Annotated in this window: 20 protein-coding genes; all 20 read right to left on the minus strand. The window is 35.7% G+C overall.

What is annotated here, in order from left to right; translation table 11 throughout:
• Positions 1 to 139: 139 nt before the first annotated feature.
• Positions 140 to 688 carry a ribosome recycling factor gene (gene frr / locus BME96_RS10705; RefSeq protein WP_060680134.1) on the minus strand — a complete coding sequence of 183 codons (549 nt, stop codon included), beginning with the start codon at positions 686 to 688 and terminating at the stop codon, positions 140 to 142.
• Positions 688 to 1,410 carry a UMP kinase gene (pyrH, locus tag BME96_RS10710; RefSeq protein ID WP_019375728.1) on the minus strand — a complete coding sequence of 241 codons (723 nt, stop codon included), beginning with the start codon at positions 1,408 to 1,410 and terminating at the stop codon, positions 688 to 690. Before pyrH ends, frr begins: the two co-directional genes overlap by 1 nt.
• A 153-nt stretch (positions 1,411 to 1,563) precedes the next feature.
• Positions 1,564 to 2,448, minus strand: a complete 885-nt coding sequence (tsf, locus tag BME96_RS10715; protein WP_019375727.1) for a translation elongation factor Ts — start codon at positions 2,446 to 2,448, stop codon at positions 1,564 to 1,566.
• A 101-nt stretch (positions 2,449 to 2,549) separates the two neighbouring features.
• Entirely contained in the window at positions 2,550 to 3,305 is a 756-nt protein-coding gene (gene rpsB, locus BME96_RS10720) for a 30S ribosomal protein S2 (RefSeq protein WP_019375726.1), read from the minus strand.
• Between the two features lie 184 nt (positions 3,306 to 3,489).
• Positions 3,490 to 3,930 carry a DUF6115 domain-containing protein gene (locus BME96_RS10725; RefSeq protein ID WP_019375725.1) on the minus strand — a complete coding sequence of 147 codons (441 nt, stop codon included), beginning with the start codon at positions 3,928 to 3,930 and terminating at the stop codon, positions 3,490 to 3,492.
• Between the two features lie 81 nt (positions 3,931 to 4,011).
• Positions 4,012 to 4,275 (minus strand): hypothetical protein, encoded by a 264-nt coding sequence (locus tag BME96_RS10730; RefSeq protein ID WP_060680132.1) that lies wholly within the window; start codon positions 4,273 to 4,275, stop codon positions 4,012 to 4,014.
• Between the two features lie 369 nt (positions 4,276 to 4,644).
• The gene (locus BME96_RS10735; RefSeq protein ID WP_071649061.1) at positions 4,645 to 5,421 is read right to left on the minus strand and encodes a FliA/WhiG family RNA polymerase sigma factor; all 777 of its coding nucleotides are present in this window, start codon (positions 5,419 to 5,421) and stop codon (positions 4,645 to 4,647) included.
• Between the two features lie 114 nt (positions 5,422 to 5,535).
• Positions 5,536 to 6,033 (minus strand): chemotaxis protein CheD, encoded by a 498-nt coding sequence (locus BME96_RS10740; RefSeq protein ID WP_060680130.1) that lies wholly within the window; start codon positions 6,031 to 6,033, stop codon positions 5,536 to 5,538.
• The gene (locus BME96_RS10745; protein WP_019375721.1) at positions 6,026 to 6,661 is read right to left on the minus strand and encodes a chemotaxis protein CheC; all 636 of its coding nucleotides are present in this window, start codon (positions 6,659 to 6,661) and stop codon (positions 6,026 to 6,028) included. Before BME96_RS10745 ends, BME96_RS10740 begins: the two co-directional genes overlap by 8 nt.
• 4 nt (positions 6,662 to 6,665) lie before the next feature.
• Positions 6,666 to 7,127 (minus strand): chemotaxis protein CheW, encoded by a 462-nt coding sequence (locus BME96_RS10750; RefSeq protein WP_019375720.1) that lies wholly within the window; start codon positions 7,125 to 7,127, stop codon positions 6,666 to 6,668.
• A gap of 38 nt (positions 7,128 to 7,165) precedes the next feature.
• Positions 7,166 to 8,206 (minus strand): protein-glutamate methylesterase/protein-glutamine glutaminase, encoded by a 1,041-nt coding sequence (locus BME96_RS10755; RefSeq protein WP_060680128.1) that lies wholly within the window; start codon positions 8,204 to 8,206, stop codon positions 7,166 to 7,168.
• Between the two features lie 6 nt (positions 8,207 to 8,212).
• Positions 8,213 to 9,076 (minus strand): MinD/ParA family protein, encoded by an 864-nt coding sequence (locus BME96_RS10760; RefSeq protein ID WP_019375718.1) that lies wholly within the window; start codon positions 9,074 to 9,076, stop codon positions 8,213 to 8,215.
• Complete coding sequence (gene flhF / locus BME96_RS10765) at positions 9,069 to 10,190, minus strand: flagellar biosynthesis GTPase FlhF (RefSeq protein WP_019375717.1); 1,122 nt, start codon at positions 10,188 to 10,190, stop codon at positions 9,069 to 9,071. The genes BME96_RS10760 and flhF overlap by 8 nt, the downstream gene beginning before the upstream one ends.
• Positions 10,187 to 12,220 carry a flagellar biosynthesis protein FlhA gene (gene flhA, locus BME96_RS10770; protein WP_060680126.1) on the minus strand — a complete coding sequence of 678 codons (2,034 nt, stop codon included), beginning with the start codon at positions 12,218 to 12,220 and terminating at the stop codon, positions 10,187 to 10,189. The genes flhF and flhA overlap by 4 nt, the downstream gene beginning before the upstream one ends.
• 19 nt (positions 12,221 to 12,239) lie before the next feature.
• Positions 12,240 to 13,319: a flagellar biosynthesis protein FlhB gene (gene flhB / locus BME96_RS10775; RefSeq protein WP_019375715.1), complete on the minus strand. Its 1,080-nt coding sequence runs from the start codon at positions 13,317 to 13,319 to the stop codon at positions 12,240 to 12,242.
• A 1-nt stretch (position 13,320) separates the two neighbouring features.
• The gene (gene fliR / locus BME96_RS10780) at positions 13,321 to 14,100 is read right to left on the minus strand and encodes a flagellar biosynthetic protein FliR (protein ID WP_019375714.1); all 780 of its coding nucleotides are present in this window, start codon (positions 14,098 to 14,100) and stop codon (positions 13,321 to 13,323) included.
• A gap of 3 nt (positions 14,101 to 14,103) precedes the next feature.
• Positions 14,104 to 14,373: a flagellar biosynthesis protein FliQ gene (gene fliQ, locus BME96_RS10785; RefSeq protein ID WP_019375713.1), complete on the minus strand. Its 270-nt coding sequence runs from the start codon at positions 14,371 to 14,373 to the stop codon at positions 14,104 to 14,106.
• A gap of 35 nt (positions 14,374 to 14,408) precedes the next feature.
• Positions 14,409 to 15,074 (minus strand): flagellar type III secretion system pore protein FliP, encoded by a 666-nt coding sequence (fliP, locus tag BME96_RS10790; RefSeq protein WP_071649062.1) that lies wholly within the window; start codon positions 15,072 to 15,074, stop codon positions 14,409 to 14,411.
• Positions 15,067 to 15,708, minus strand: coding sequence for a flagellar biosynthetic protein FliO (gene fliO, locus BME96_RS10795; protein WP_231478608.1), 642 nt, complete (start codon positions 15,706 to 15,708; stop codon positions 15,067 to 15,069). Before fliO ends, fliP begins: the two co-directional genes overlap by 8 nt.
• A 14-nt stretch (positions 15,709 to 15,722) precedes the next feature.
• Complete coding sequence (locus BME96_RS10800) at positions 15,723 to 16,085, minus strand: response regulator (RefSeq protein WP_019375710.1); 363 nt, start codon at positions 16,083 to 16,085, stop codon at positions 15,723 to 15,725.
• Positions 16,086 to 16,089 lie beyond the last annotated feature (4 nt).

The raw sequence follows: 16,089 nt of genomic DNA on the forward strand, positions 1-16,089 counted from the left end.
ATTATATTACAACTATAGTAATTTGGATGAATCAACATTATATCATTAAACCCATTATTTATTATAACGATTTCTGTTCTAAAAACAAAAGCCCCCTTAAACAAGAGGGCTACTACATGTTATTTTACATGGTTTGTGTTTAAACTTCCAGAATTTCTTTTTCTTTTTCTTTAGCTAATTGATCAACCTCTGCGATGAATTGATCGGTAAGTTTTTGAACATCGTCCTGGGCACTCCGTAAATCGTCCTCAGGTAAATCACTATCTTTTTTCAATTGATCGTTTGAATCACGACGCACGTTCCTAATTTGAACTCGTGACTCTTCAGCAAATTTACCTACAACCTTAACCAAATCTCTTCTTCTCTCTTCCGTTAGGGCAGGTATATTAATACGGATAACATTCCCATCACTGGAAGGAGAGAGCCCTAAATCAGCTTTTTGAATTGCCTTTTCAACATCTGAGATTGCAGATTTATCATATGGCGTAATGACTAGCAGTCTTGCTTCAGGAGCTGACACCGAGGCAAGTTGATTCAATGGTGTGGACGCACCATAGTAATCTACATAAACACTATCCAATAAACTCGGGTTTGCTCTTCCGGCACGGACTGTTGCCAAGTTTTTAGAAAAAGCCTGTACAGCTTGTTTCATTTTATCTTTTGTTTGGTTCATAATTGTATCCACCATTATTTCCCCCTTATTGTTGTTCCGATCGTTTCTCCTTGAACAACCTTCTTAATATTGCCCTCTTCCATAATAGAGAAAACGATTAACGGAATATTATTATCCATACATAGTGTAGAAGCTGTTGAATCCATTACACCTAATCCCTCATTCAACATTTCCATATAAGAAAGATTTTCATATTTTTCGGCATTTTCATTTGTTTTTGGATCGTCTGTATAAACTCCATCAACATTATTTTTAGCCATTAAAATCACTTCTGCTTCAATTTCCGCCGCACGCAAAGCTGCAGTAGTATCCGTAGAGAAGTAAGGGTTTCCCGTTCCCGCTGCAAAAATAACCACACGTTTTTTCTCCAGATGACGAATTGCTTTTCTGCGTATGTAAGGCTCAGCTACCTGGCGCATCTCGATGGACGTCTGAACGCGAGTAGGGATTCCTATTGTTTCTAATCCGTCCTGTAATGCTAGTGAGTTCATGATTGTAGCAAGCATTCCCATATAATCAGCTGTTGCCCGATCCATCCCCATTTCGCTTCCTACTTTACCTCTCCAAATATTACCTCCACCGACAACAATTGCAATTTCTACACCTAATTCTGCGACTTCTTTCACTTGGTTTGCAATTGAGTTAATAATTTCTGGTTCGATTCCGTAACCTTGTTTGCCACTTAAAGCTTCTCCGCTTAATTTCAGAACAATTCTACGGTAATGAGCTGTTGTCATAATAACCTCCATAGGAATAGATTAATTTTTAATGGTATTTTTTGGGCTCTTTATTGAAGTATATCTTTGTACAGGAAAAAAGCAATAGTAACCCTTATACATACATGTGGAGAAATAGGGAACAACATGTGCTCCCTATTTCACCTCATACTATTATTTTTTAATTTGACTCATTACTTCATCGGCGAAGTTTTCTTCACGTTTTTCCATGCCTTCTCCGACTTCATAACGAATAAATGTTTTAACAGCAGCCCCTTTATCAGCTACATACTTCTTAACCTTTTGATCTGGATCTTTAACAAAGCTCTGTTCAAGCAAGCAAATTTCCTCAAAGTATTTACCAAGACGACCTTCTACCATCTTCTCAACAATTTTCTCTGGTTTTCCTTCATTTAATGCTTGAGTCTTTAATACTTCTCTTTCATGATTTACTTCTTCTTCAGAAACAGCATCACGAGATACATAACGAGGGTTTACAGCAGCTACATGCATTGCCACATCTTTAGCTACCTGCTCATCATTGGAGCCTTCTAACAATGTTAGAACCCCAATACGGCCTCCCATGTGTAGGTATTCCCCAAATACATCATTATCAGTTTTATTTACAACAGTGAAACGACGCAATGAAATTTTTTCACCAATTTTAGCTACAGCTGAATTGATGTATGTTTCCACTGTATCTCCTTCACCATGAAGTTTTTGTTGTAGAGCTTCTTCAACTGTTTCGGGTTGATGCTTTACAATGTGACTACCTAATTCAGAAAGTAATTGTTTAAATTGATCATTTTTAGTTACAAAATCAGTTTCACAATTCACTTCTAATAATACCGCACTATTACCTTCTACAGCAATATAAGTAGAGCCTTCAGCCGCAATACGGTCAGCCTTTTTAGCCGCTTTCGCAATTCCTTTTTCCCGCAAGTAATCAACAGCTTTATCTAGATTACCATCTGTTTCCTGTAAAGCTTTCTTACAATCCATCATCCCAGCACCAGTTTTTTCACGTAATTCTTTTACCATTTTAGCAGTAATAGCCATAATATATCCTCCTTGTGTATAATTCTTATTTTAAGAGAAAATCTTCGTAAAAAAGGTGATAAAAGGCTCTTATCCTCTTATCACCCTCCACCTTTTAATAATTACTCTTGATTTGAATCAGAATCAGATTCAGCAACAGCAACAGGTTCTTCTGCCTGAACTTCTTCTGTCTCTTCACCTTGTTTCACTTCTAAAATAGCATCTGCCATTTTTGAAGTCAAAAGTTTTACTGCGCGAATAGCGTCATCATTCGCTGGAATAACATAATCAATTTCATCTGGATCACAATTAGTATCTACGATTCCAATAATAGGAATATTTAATTTATGTGCCTCAGCGATCGCGATACGCTCTTTACGTGGGTCGATTACGAACAATGCGTCAGGAAGCTTGTTCATTTCTTTAATACCACCCAAGAACTTAACCAAACGATCTTTTTCTTTTAATAAGTTAACTACTTCTTTTTTAGGTAATACTTCAAAAGTACCGTCTTCTTCCATACGTTCAATATCTTTTAAACGTTGGATACGCTTGCGGATTGTTTGGAAGTTAGTAAGGGTACCACCTAACCAACGTTGATTCACATAATACATACCAGAACGAGTAGCTTCATCACGTACAGAGTCCTGAGCCTGTTTCTTTGTACCAACAAACAGAACAGTACCGCCATTTGCAGCGATATCCTTTACATAGTTGTAAGCCTCGTCTACCTTTTTAACGGTTTTTTGTAAATCAATAATATAAATACCGTTACGTTCTGTGAAGATATATTTCTTCATCTTCGGGTTCCAGCGACGAGTCTGATGTCCAAAATGTACACCAGCTTCTAATAGCTGTTTCATTGAAATTGCTGACATAATAATTTCCTCCTAATGGTTTTTTTCCTCCGTTTAGATCATTTTTGTATAAATACCTTCTTTTAAAAGCCGGCACCATATATACAAATTACTAAACGTGTGTTTTTAGTACATGCTTATTCTACATAAACATAGTATTTACACCAAAAGTTAATATATCATATTGTTGTATGATAATCAAGAGTTACTTATAACTTTTTGTATGTAATTTTATAACTAATGCTGCTTCTGTCTTACCACAGTCCAATTGTTTTGCTATTTCTTCTGCTGCATAGCCATTTTGATATAAATGAAGAATTCGTGCTTGTAAAGAAGCCTCCATTTCATCCTTCGGTATTTCCTGATCCGAAACGTTGAATGGTTGTTCCGTTTCGACTGAATGTGGAGGATTAATTACCTTTTCAGCTGAGTTATTTTGCTTATTATCTTCTGGATTATTGTTCAATGTTTTTTGTAAATACTCATTTTCTGCTTTAATTTCTTCCAGATATGTATCAAATAAGTCCATTATCTCAGAGGGGGATTGTACTTGTTGGAGTGTGTTTATCTTCTTGATAAGTTGAAAAATTATTATAAGCGTTAATATATGTAATAGAAAACTAATAAAAAATAAAAATGAAAACATATAATCCCTTCTATCCCTTAAAATCGACTTTGGTTCCCAAGTACGGATGCTTGTCCAAAGTATTTAAAACTTTATCTCTACTTATTCTTTCTTCAATCTTGATTCGGTGATGGTTCTTTCTTCAATCTTGATTCGGTGATGGTTTTGTGAATGATTATTGCCAACTATTTTCCGAAGCTGTTCAGTATGATTAATACGGTTGCGCTTTTTTACTTCTCTTTTTAAATGAGCTTCTGTAAGTAGATGTTGAGTATGCTGGGGCTGCCTGTGTAATTGGTCCTGAAGTTTGCCAGCTTCCATTGTTCTTGGTAACGCAATCTGCAATTCTATCGATTTCCAGCTCACCGTCTCTCCACCCATTTCTTTAAGATAAAGGAAGATTGTTGACCTCATTTTCTTTTGGTTTTGCAGTTACTTCAACATCCTGTTGATTCACATCGATCTTACCAAACTATTTTCCAAAGGTACAATAACATTAGCAAGAAGATTATACTTAACAACTAAAGATGCTTCTCTGTTCCAGTCTTCCTTAAAACCTATTTCTAGGAATGCTTGTTAACTTTATATAGAGAGTTTTTCTGCTTAAGCTCTATGCAAGAACAATCCATTTAATTATATAGCCATTGTAAATATTTTGCTTGCTTTACTGACAGTTTATCTTTCGAAACAGCAAGATACTAGTATTTCAAAAAGTCTTCCATCTATTGCTCCTACTTAACTAATCTCATGCAATTTTTTTAACGTGCTTCTAAGCTTTAGGATTGACCTTTTGTGTATTTGGGAAATCCTAGAAGTTGTTAACCCTAGCACTTGACCAATTTCAGTTAATGTTAGCTCATCATTGTAAAACAAACTTATAACCATTTGTTCATTTTCATTAAGTGTCTTCATCCCATTTGCAAGCTCTTCCTTCAATTCTTTAAAAAGCAAGCTGTTTTCAGGAGTAATTGTTGTATCATCCGGAAGCGAATAACCATTTCTGTCCTTATCATTTTCCATATCTTTTGGATTTTCGTCCATCGATAGAAAATTAGAAAATAAAGAATCTCTTAAAACATTTTCAACCTCTTTAACAGTGAATCCGATTTTATTTGCAATTTCTTCTGTGGTCGGTTTGCGATATAGTGATTGTTCCAGTTCCTGGGCGACCTGTTCAATATTCTTCGTTTTTTCCCTTAAAGATCTTGGTAACCAATCTTCTTTTCTCAATCCATCCATAATAGAACCTCTTATTCGAAAAGAGGCATACGTATCAAATTTTAAATCTCTGTCTGGTTCAAACTTATTTAAAGCATCGTACAATCCAAATGTTGCAAAGCTCTTAATATCATCCTTACTTACATTGCTTGGCAAATGACTTGAGATTCGTTCAACATGAAAGCTGATAAGATACGTATAATGTTGAATTAATTCATTTGCGCTCTCATTTGATTTACGTTTATACCAATCGTTCCACAGTTGTTGTTCATGAGTTAAATTATGTTCTGTCATTTTTGGCTCCCCCTTCAGCTTATATTTAAATAAGGAAAGCTAAGTATCTTTAAATTACATTTAATAAATCTATTTTCCAATACTCTTTTCTGCTTGCAGTCTATTCAAAAGAGTTTAAATGTATATTTCCTCTTTATTTACTTTGCGGATTTTTAACATACTCGTTCTTGGATCAAACTCAATCGTCCTACCTGAACTTCCTCCAATATCAGCAGCGATTACCGGAACCTTCAGTTTTTTTAAAATTTCTAATACAGCATCACTATTTCTGGGACCTATACGCATAATGTCCGAGTTAGAAGAGAACTGAAACATTTGCGCTCCTCCTGCAATCTTAGCTTTAATCAAGGATTTCCTTGCACCTATCCCGACCATCTGTTCAAGCAATAGAGGTATTGCTGTATCTGCATATTTATATTTATTAATATTTTCTTGTTTTGCTAAGCTGGAATCAGGCAAAAGGATGTGAGATAAACCAGCTATTTGATTTGTCTGATCGTACAATACGACACCTACGCAAGATCCAAGGCCTGCTGTTCGAATTAGTTCAGGTGCTTTAATTACATTTAAATCTGCAATACCAACTTTTACTATAGTCTGAACATCATTCATTATCCGTTACTCCCAATGCTAAAAATATTTTGTGGAATGATTCTGGGTCAGGAAGTAAAAAGAAATTACCCTGTATTCCTCTTTTGGAATCCGTGTGGCTTATTTTTGTGTCAATAACGATAGCAAAATCGGTAACCTGTGATATTTCCAGTAAACCTGCCGTTAAAATAGCCCCTGCCATATCCATACTCAACAACGGAACGGATGGTTGCATATTTATAGAAGTGAAATCGGACAAAGCTGATAAGTAGGACCCTGTTAATATATTTCCTGCTTCTTGAATAACGGATACCGCCAATTCATCAGGTCCTTCTTCACTAATCAAACTTATCATTTGGTCACCTGTTATTTGATTTATTAATAACTCAGCCTCTTCTATTGATAAAATGAGATAGACGGAACCTGGAGCCTCACCCTGAATTCTAAAAAATACAGCCACAATTAATTCTTCCGGCCCGCCAATTAAGTCCATCATTTCATCATAGCTGACAATGTTAACGGAGGGTACTTGCATATCAATTTTTTTATCCAGAAGTTTAGACATGGAGGTAGCAGCATTACCAGCTCCGATGTTTCCTATTTCACGAAGTACGTCTTTTTGTACGGATGTCAGTTGAGATATATTCATTTTTCTATTCCTTTACTGGCTTGAGGCTATTGACTTCCTCAGCAGATAAAACTTTTTCAAGATCCAAAAGAATAATTAACCTTTCTTCCAATTTAGCTACTCCTTCAATATAATCAATGTCTACTGTACCAATAACTTCAGGAGCAGGTTCAATCGTCTCCTCAGGTATATCTACTACATCGTTTGCAGCATCCACTATTAAACCTACTTCCTTATCGTCCATATTGACAATAATAATTCGTGAATGATCAGTAAATCCAGCCTCCGATAAACCAAAACGAATTCGCAGATCTATAATTGGGGTCACTACTCCTCTAAGATTGATTACGCCTTTTACAAAATCAACAGTTTGAGGTACTCTCGTTATTGGTGTGATACGCTCAATTAATCCTACTTGCTGCACAGACACTGCATACTCTTCATTGTCTAATTGAAATACAATCATTTTACGCGTGCTATTTTCCATTATACTTACTCCCTTATTTTTAGTTAAACACCAGTTACTTATTTGTTACCTAAAACAAATGTAGAAATAGTTGGTCCCATTTCCTGTAAAGGTATCACATGATCTACCAATTTTGTTTTCACTGCAGCAAACGGCATTCCATACACAACAGCAGAATCTTCAGCCTCTGAAAGGACGATTGTATTCGGATCCTCTCTTTTTAAACTTCGAATACCATTTGAGCCATCACTCCCCATCCCTGTAAGAATTACTGCAAATTTATTGTAATGACGACTCTTTGCAAGCGAATTGAATAGTGTATCAACGGCAGGTCTATGACCATGGACTGGTTCATCTTGTGTTAGCTGAATTCTTGTCCCATTTACTTTCATATGATAATTACCCGGAGCTATATAAACAGTGCTTTCACGTAAACTTTCTCCATCTGAAGCTTCTTTTACATGAATAGCACAAAGAGAGTTTAACCTCTCTGCCAATGACTTAGTAAAGCCCGCTGGCATATGCTGCACAATTAGAATAGAAGCAGGCAAATCCCCCGGTAATTTAGTTAGTACATGCTGTAAGGCCCGAGGTCCTCCGGTAGATGTTCCGATAGCAACTATCGTTTTTAAATCTCTTTGATGTTGTGACCCTAGAGTTATTTTTGGTTGCTTAATAAATTGTCCTACTTTAGGAAGTTTTATTTCTGCTGCTGTAACTACTTTTTTAATTAATTCTGCTTGTACTTTATCCATATCCATAGAAATTGACCCCGAAGGCTTTGTTATAAAATCGACTGCCCCATTAGATATAGCTTCAATTGTTTTACTGGTCCCCTCTGAAGTAAGGCTTGATAGCATAATTACAGGTAAAGGGCTATTTTTCATGATTTCTTGTAATGCTGTCATCCCATCCATTACTGGCATTTGTATATCTAAAGTTACTACATCGGGTTGTAGTTGGTTTATTTTTTTAATGCCATCTTCACCATTTCGAGCAGTACCAATAACGCTAATTCTGTCGTCACTTTCTAGAATATCTGTTATAACCTTTCGCATAAAAGCAGAATCGTCAACTACTAGTACTCGAATTACACTCATAGTAAATTACCTCTCTAGTATCAGCTGTTTTAGTTTTCGGACAAATGAACTACTTGGTTTGTTATCCTTTTCTGTAACACATTGTATATAAGTTCTTGTTATTTTTTTAATCGCCTTTGAAACAGGGGCTCTTTCATTAAGAAGTAGATAAGGTGTTTGCCTTCTAACTGCATTGGAAACGTGTTTATCTTCAGGGAGAATCCCCAGTATCCTCACTTGTTTATTTAAAAATTGTTTAATAACATCAGAGAATTTTGTTGAGGCAGTCTGCCCATCACGCTCATTCTGTGCCCGATTCATAATGATAGAAATTGGTAAATCAGAATTATAAGCTACAATATGTTTAATCATACTATATCCATCGGTAATAGAAGTAGGTTCCGGTGTAGTTACCAATATGCATTCATCTGAAGCCAACATAAAAAAAATACTATCACTAGTCACTCCTGCTCCCATATCGAAAATAATGTAGTCATACTCGGAAGCTACTCGAGTGAACTGCTTATAGAAATAATTCCTGTTTTTATCATTCATGGTAAAGAAATCTGCTAAACCAGAACCGGCTGCAATATAGGACAAATTACAGGGACCTTGTTCAATGATATCAAAAATTGATAATTGTTCTTTGAACATATCAATGATGGTTTTCCTTGGGTCCACTCCAAGTAAAATATTTATATTTCCCATACCTATGTCTAAGTCTATAATCAAGACACTCTTTTTCTGTATAAGAAGTTCAAGGGAGAAATTCAAAGCTACATTTGATTTCCCCACCCCGCCTTTTCCACTAATTATGGAAATTGTTTTTGCTTCATGTTCATCTTTACTTTTATTCAGACGTCGCCGTAATTCCGATGCTTGATCATTCATTCGTGATACTTCCAAAAACAAAGTCAGTTACCAGCTCTGGAGTGGCAACAAGTAAATCTTCCGGCACATCCTGCCCATTTGTTATATATCCAACTCCAACTTGCTTTTCTAATGATATAGTAAGCATACTTCCAAACTGAGTCGTTTCATCCATTTTAGTAAATATTACATTTTTTATAGGAAGGGAATTAAATTTATCATAAACTTCGGTTAAATCCTTTGACTTGGCCGTCATCGCAAGGACCAAGTACATCTCTGACTGCATTCCGATTGAAGTATACTCTTCAATTTCATTAACATACTTCTTATCTCTATAATTCCTCCCTGCAGTATCTACAAGGACAAGATCATAATCCTTAAATTTTTCTAATGCAATCAGATACTCCTTCTGGGAATATGCGACCTCCATGGGTACTTCTAGAATGCGGGCATACGTTCTCAACTGTTCCACAGCAGCAATTCGATACGTATCCATAGTAATAAACGCAACTTTTTTATGGTCTTTCAGCATACTGTTAGCTGCAATTTTTGCAAGTGTTGTGGTTTTTCCGACTCCAGTTGGTCCTACAAAATAGACAACTTTGTTTTCATAACTGAGTCCCGAGAAATTAAGTTCATTTAATTTCTCTTTAACTTCATTTTTAGTCTCTTTAACTATCATCTTATAATCAACCAATGTGAGATCATTAAACTTATCCATTACGGAACGAATTATTTTATCAGCTAAATACGAGTCTACTTCTTGATCACAAAGATGCTGATAGACAAGCAGGAAATCTGCTGGATAATCGTATTTTTCTTCAGCGGAATGCTTGATCAAACTTTTCAGTTGCTTAATCTCATCCAATACTTGTTGATTAGATGATAAGGATTCCTCAGGTGTTTCCTTAGAAGGCAAAGGTATCTCTTTATCAATAGCAGGTTTTTGAGGAGACAATACAGGGTCCGGATCAAGGGCTGCTACTACTTCAATTTTTGTTTTTTGAAATAAACCTAAAAATCCCCCATGGCGTACTTCCTTAGAATTTAATATAACAGCTTCTGAACCTAGTTCTTTTCGGATTTTTTTCATCACTTCAGGCATAGTAGGGCCTATATATTTTTTTACCTTCATGCGATATTAACAACTCCCACGCTTTGTACTTCCACAGTCGGCTCCAATTCATTATAAGAAAGCACCACCACCTGCGGTAAAAACCTTTCCACCAATTGTTTTAAATACATTCTAATCGCAGGAGAGCATAACAGTATCGCGGTCTCCTCCTGTATAGCAAGTTTCTCCACTTCATGATGTATTGTCTTTATAATTTCTTGTTGCGTCTCTGGATCTAAAGACAAATAATTTCCATGCTCTGTTTGCTGAATATTTTCCGCTACCATCTTTTCTATCTTTCCGGAAACAGTAATCACTCTTAAAGACATATCTTCATGAACATATTGTTTTGTTATTTGTGGAGATAATGCTTGTCTTACATATTCAGCCAATAATTCCGTATCATTTGTTAACCTTGCAAAGTCTGCCAATGATTCAAAAATCACTGGTAAATTACGAATCGAAATATTTTCTTTAAGTAACTTGCTTAACACTTTCTGTACATCACCTACATTTAGCGGCTCTGGTGTTACTTCTTCAGCTAATGTCGGGTAACTTTCACGCAAATGCTCGATCAGTTGTTTTGTTTCTTCTCTACCTAATAATATATAAGCATACTTTTTAATTATTTCTGTTATATGTGTAGATACAACTGAAGGAGGATCAACAACGGTATAGCCTGATAACTCAGCCTCATCTTTATATTCTTCTGTAATCCATTTTGCCGGGAGACCAAATGCAGGCTCTTCTGTAGCAATTCCTTCCATATCATCCTCTTCAATATCTGGAGCCATTGCTAAATAATGATCTAACAACAATTCTCCCTTCGCTACTTCATTTCCCTTGATTTTTAAACGGTACTCATTGGGATTCAGTTGTATATTATCTCTTATTCTTACAACTGGGATGACAATACCAAGCTCTATGGCCAACTGACGTCTAATCATTATTATCCGATCAAGCAAGTCACCACCCTGGCTACTGTCTGCAAGAGGAATAAGCGCATAACCAAACTCAAATTCAATTGGGTCCATATTTAAAAGGCTGACTACATTCTCCGAAGATTTCATTGAAGAGCTTTCAGTTAAATCTTCTTCTTCCGGATCAGGGATATCAGGCTCAGCTGTTTGACGCTGTAATAAATATCCACTTAATGCAAGTAATCCACCAAGTAATGTAGTCAAAAAGAAGTTTATAGGTGTTAATCCAAGTAAGAATATTGTACCTGCAGCGATGTATAAAAGTTTAGGGTATTGAAGTAACTGGCCAGAAACCTCTGTTCCCAAATTCCCTGTACTTGCAGTTCTAGTAACTACTATGCCTGTCGCAGTAGAAATTAATAATGCGGGTATTTGGCTAACAAGTCCATCTCCAACAGTCAAACGCATAAAAGTGTTGATGGCTTCTTGGAAAGTCATATCCATCTGAACCATACCGATAATAAGTCCAAAGATAATATTAATTAGGACAATAATTATTCCAGCAATTGCATCCCCTTTTACAAATTTACTGGCCCCATCCATTGAACCATGGAAATCCGCTTCATTCTCAACTTTTTCTCTTCGCTCTTTTGCCTGTTGCTCTGAAATTAAGCCAGCATTCAAATCTGCATCAATACTCATTTGTTTACCTGGCATAGCATCTAATGTAAAACGGGCAGATACTTCAGATACACGCTCTGCTCCCTTGGTAATTACAAGAAATTGAATGATGACTAAAATTATAAATACAACAAATCCCACCAATGGATTACCACCAATTACGAAAGAACCAAATGTTTCTACCACTCCACCAGCCTGCGCTTCTGAAAGAATAGATCTCGTAGTAGATACATTCAGACCAAGTCTGAATAGGGTTAACAGCAATAAGAGAGTTGGAAAAACAGAAAACTGTAACGCTTCCTGTGTATTCATAGACACTAGTATTACAATCAATGCAATCGATATATTACATAAAATGAGTACACTTAAAAGCCATCCGGGCAATGGGATGATTAACATGATTATGATTAATATAACGCCTAAGAGTACAGATAAGTCACGTGCTTTCATTATTATTTCTCCTTATTGCTTAAACTTTTCTCTCTAATTTATAAACATATGCCAATATCTCTGCAACAGCTTGGAAGAAATCCTCCGGAATTACGTCACCTATATCAGTTGCACCGTATAATGCGCGAGCGAGTGGACGATTTTCTACTGTAACTACATCATTGGCCTTTGCAACTTCTTTAATCTTCAATGCCACTTGGTCAACGCCTTTCGCAAGTATGTATGGAGCGTTAGCTTTTTTTTCATCATACTTAATTGCAATGGCAAAATGTGTAGGGTTTGTTATCACAACGTCAGCCTGTGGAACTTCACTCATCATTCTGCGAGTAGCCATTTGCTTTTGTTTTTCTTTTATCTTAGATTTAATTAATGGGTCACCTTCCATATTCTTGTACTCATCTTTTATATCCTGTTTTGACATTTTCATGTTTTTTTCAAAATCATACCGTTGATATGCATAATCAAAAACCGATAAGAGTAAAAGTGCGAATGCTGCGGTTATTCCCATAATAATCGTAGTCCGCCCAAAGAAACCAAGAGCATTCTCTGCATTTTTAAATGCAAGCATGAGCATGTCGTCTTTAAACATCCATATAATCAAAAATGTTATAACACCGATAAACACGATTTTTAATAATGATTTTGCCAGCTCAACCAAAGCTCTGACTGAAAAAATTCTTTTCGCTCCTTGAATCGGGTCAATTTTCTTTAGGTCTAGCTTCAGCGGTTCTGTGGTAAACAGAAAACCAATCTGCATAAAATTAGATGTAAGACCTGCTACTATAGCGATTATCATAATTGGTGCAAGAAATTTGGCCGCTTCGATTGTTGCTCCGCTAAAAACCCGATGAACTGTTTCTTCGGTTACATCCCAATGAATGAATTCTGTAAATGTGTGTTCATATAAGGAAGTCATTCCGTTTTTCATTGAGCTACCAAAAACAACTAGTATCATAAATGAAAATAAAAGTAAAATAGCTGTATTAATATCTTGGCTTTTAGCAACTTTTCCTTTTTTTCGTTCATCCTGCCTTTTTTTCGGGGTAGCTTTTTCTGTTTTTTCACCTGCAAAAAATTGTAGATCCATCCGCAATTGCAAGTTAAGCACCCCCAAATAACTGCATTAGCTGTCGCATGACTTTAAACATAGATTCAAATAGCCGGTTAACCAATGAAACATAGAGACTTAAAAATATAAAAATGGCCATAAAGCTAACAAGTATTTTAAGAGGTAATCCAACAACAAAAACATTTAATTGCGGAACAGTACGGGCGATAATACCTAAGGCAACATCTACCAGAAATAAACAACCTACAATAGGGATGGCCATTTGAAACGCGATTAGAAACATTTTATTAAATGTATCGATAACAAAATCAGCTATTGAGCCATTTTGAAAAGGAATAAATGCATCAATCGATATAAATTGATAACTATTGTATATACCATCTATTAATAAATGATGTCCATTAACCGATAATAAAAATAATAGTGCAATAATATAGAAATATTGCCCCATTAAAGGACTTTGGGCACCTGTTTGGGGGTCTACTACATTCGCAATAGCAAAGCCCATTTGGAAATCAATAAATCCACCTGCAATTTGAATAGCTGATAGCAGGATATAAGCTATTAATCCGACAAGTAAACCAACCATTGCTTCTTTTAGAACCAATAGAATATATGTACCATCAATTTCTATTACTGTTACGTCTACCGTATAAAATATGATAAGAGAGAGAAAAAAACTGAAACCAATTTTAAAATGGCCTGGTATAGTACGATAAGAAAATAAAGGTAAAGTAACAAAAAAAGCTGATACCCTGACTAAAATTAATAAAAAAACAGGTATACTGTTAACATTTATAATATTTAACATACATTACCCTACAAACTGATTTAAATTTAAAAATAGATTTGCAGTAAACTCTACCATCTTGGACAGCATCCAGGGGCCAAAAAAAACAAGGCCTACTAATACTGCAACGATCTTTGGAATAAATGCCAGTGTTTGTTCCTGTATTTGGGTGGTGGCCTGAAAAATACTGACCAGTAGACCTACTGCAAGAGCTAGGATCAATAAAGGACCGGTTACTAATAGAATTGTATAGATTCCTCTTTCCGCTAATGTTAATACAAATTCACTACTCAAATGCTTCACCTACTTTATCCAAAATCCATGCAGTCCTAAAAACTATCTAACAATGCATGTGTAATTAAATACCACCCATCCACCAATACAAATAATAAAATTTTGAATGGCAATGAGATCATTACAGGCGGCAGCATCATCATTCCCATGGACATCAGAACACTTGCAACTGCCATATCAATGATTAAAAAAGGTACAAAAATCATAAATCCCATTTGGAAGGCAGTTTTTAATTCACTTATAGCAAATGCTGGGACAAGTGTTGTTAGCGGAATATCCTGTATGGTTTCAGGTTTCTCCAACTGGGAGTAATTCATAAATAAAGACAAGTCTTTCTGCCGGGTATGTTTAGCCATAAATTCTTTTAACGGAAGGCTTGCCTCTTCATAAGCTTGTTCTAAAGATATCTCTTCATCAAATAAAGGTTGTAATGCTTCATCATATACTTCATTAAATACGGGTGCCATAATAAAAAAAGTTAAAAATAATGCTATTCCAATTAAAACCTGATTTGGTGGCATTTGTTGTGTTGCCAGTGAAGTTCTGACAAACGATAATACAATAATAATTCTAGTAAAACTGGTCATCAATATTAGGATACCAGGTGCCAAGGAAAGAATAGTAAATAATAATAGTAATTTAACAGATGTGGCTACATTGGACGGGTCGGCGTCTGAAAACATATTTATGAATTCATTCATGGCTATCTTCCTTGTCTTTTCTTTGTTGCAACAGATGGTTTCTTTTAGCTTTTAGTTTTTCCAATTCAGAAGAGAACAATTTATTGAAATCTTGCTTCTCTTTTCCATCTTGATTAGATATTGAATTGAAAAAACCTGATAAACCAGACACTTGCTTTATGGATGTCGAGGTGTTTTTACTTACAAGATCATCAATTACTTCCTGGTCAGTAATCTCCTCTAACAATTCTACATTTTCCCCTACGCCCACTAAATAAAATCGATTACCAACACGAACAATTTGCACCGATTTGTTTTGACCAACAGAGACGCCACCTAAATTTTCCAATGCTTTTACCTGATTAAATAACTTATTCCTTTTGCTAAGAAATTTAAGTAATAGATAAATCAAACCGAGAACGAGAACAAGAGCAAAAAACATTTTTATCAGTTCAATGATGAGCGAGCCTTCTTCTTCTTGGTCAGTTAGTACTGTGTTCTTATTTTCAGTATTAGTATCCTGAGTTTCTAGTTTTTCGCAATTGATTCCTTCTTCCATACAATCGTTCACACTGGGGTCTTCAGCACTTACAGTGGTAGAGAAGGAATTCATTAAAATAATTACTATAAGCAAGCCCGCCAAGTGTTTAAACATTTTACTCATTACTCCTAGCCTAAAGCCTTTTGGATAGCTTCTATTACTCTATCTGCCTGAAAAGGTTTTACTATAAAGTCTTTTGCCCCGGCCTGTATAGCATCTATTACCATTGCCTGCTGTCCCATTGCAGAACACATGATAATTACCGCATCCTTATTAATCTCTTTAATTTGCTTCAAGGCTGTGATTCCATCCATTTCCGGCATCGTTATATCCATTGTTACAAGATCAGGAGTTAGCTCTCTATACTTTTCTACTGCTTGGGCTCCATCTTGTGCTTCACCTACTACTTCAAAACCATTTTTCACCAATATATCTTTTATCATCATTCTCATAAAAGCTGCATCATCAACAACTAAAATACGTTGTGCCATTTTT

The sequence above is a fragment of the Virgibacillus halodenitrificans genome (assembly GCF_001878675.1).
GTDB lineage: Bacteria > Bacillota > Bacilli > Bacillales > Amphibacillaceae > Virgibacillus_Q > Virgibacillus_Q halodenitrificans.

Coding starts and splice junctions, on each gene's coding strand:
- BME96_RS10745 (WP_019375721.1), bottom strand. CDS start 6,661: ATGAATATATCTCAACTGACATCCGTACAAAAAGACGTACTTCGTGAA.
- flhA (WP_060680126.1), bottom strand. CDS start 12,220: ATGAAAGCACGTGACTTATCTGTACTCTTAGGCGTTATATTAATCATA.
- BME96_RS10750 (WP_019375720.1), bottom strand. CDS start 7,127: ATGGAAAATAGCACGCGTAAAATGATTGTATTTCAATTAGACAATGAA.
- fliO (WP_231478608.1), bottom strand. CDS start 15,708: ATGTTTAAACACTTGGCGGGCTTGCTTATAGTAATTATTTTAATGAAT.
- pyrH (WP_019375728.1), bottom strand. CDS start 1,410: ATGACAACAGCTCATTACCGTAGAATTGTTCTGAAATTAAGCGGAGAA.
- BME96_RS10725 (WP_019375725.1), bottom strand. CDS start 3,930: ATGTTTTCATTTTTATTTTTTATTAGTTTTCTATTACATATATTAACG.
- fliP (WP_071649062.1), bottom strand. CDS start 15,074: ATGAATGAATTCATAAATATGTTTTCAGACGCCGACCCGTCCAATGTA.
- BME96_RS10800 (WP_019375710.1), bottom strand. CDS start 16,085: ATGGCACAACGTATTTTAGTTGTTGATGATGCAGCTTTTATGAGAATG.
- flhF (WP_019375717.1), bottom strand. CDS start 10,190: ATGAAGGTAAAAAAATATATAGGCCCTACTATGCCTGAAGTGATGAAA.
- BME96_RS10735 (WP_071649061.1), bottom strand. CDS start 5,421: ATGACAGAACATAATTTAACTCATGAACAACAACTGTGGAACGATTGG.
- fliR (WP_019375714.1), bottom strand. CDS start 14,100: ATGTTAAATATTATAAATGTTAACAGTATACCTGTTTTTTTATTAATT.
- frr (WP_060680134.1), bottom strand. CDS start 688: ATGGTGGATACAATTATGAACCAAACAAAAGATAAAATGAAACAAGCT.
- BME96_RS10755 (WP_060680128.1), bottom strand. CDS start 8,206: ATGAGTGTAATTCGAGTACTAGTAGTTGACGATTCTGCTTTTATGCGA.
- rpsB (WP_019375726.1), bottom strand. CDS start 3,305: ATGTCAGCAATTTCAATGAAACAGCTATTAGAAGCTGGTGTACATTTT.
- BME96_RS10740 (WP_060680130.1), bottom strand. CDS start 6,033: ATGAATGATGTTCAGACTATAGTAAAAGTTGGTATTGCAGATTTAAAT.
- tsf (WP_019375727.1), bottom strand. CDS start 2,448: ATGGCTATTACTGCTAAAATGGTAAAAGAATTACGTGAAAAAACTGGT.
- BME96_RS10760 (WP_019375718.1), bottom strand. CDS start 9,076: ATGAATGATCAAGCATCGGAATTACGGCGACGTCTGAATAAAAGTAAA.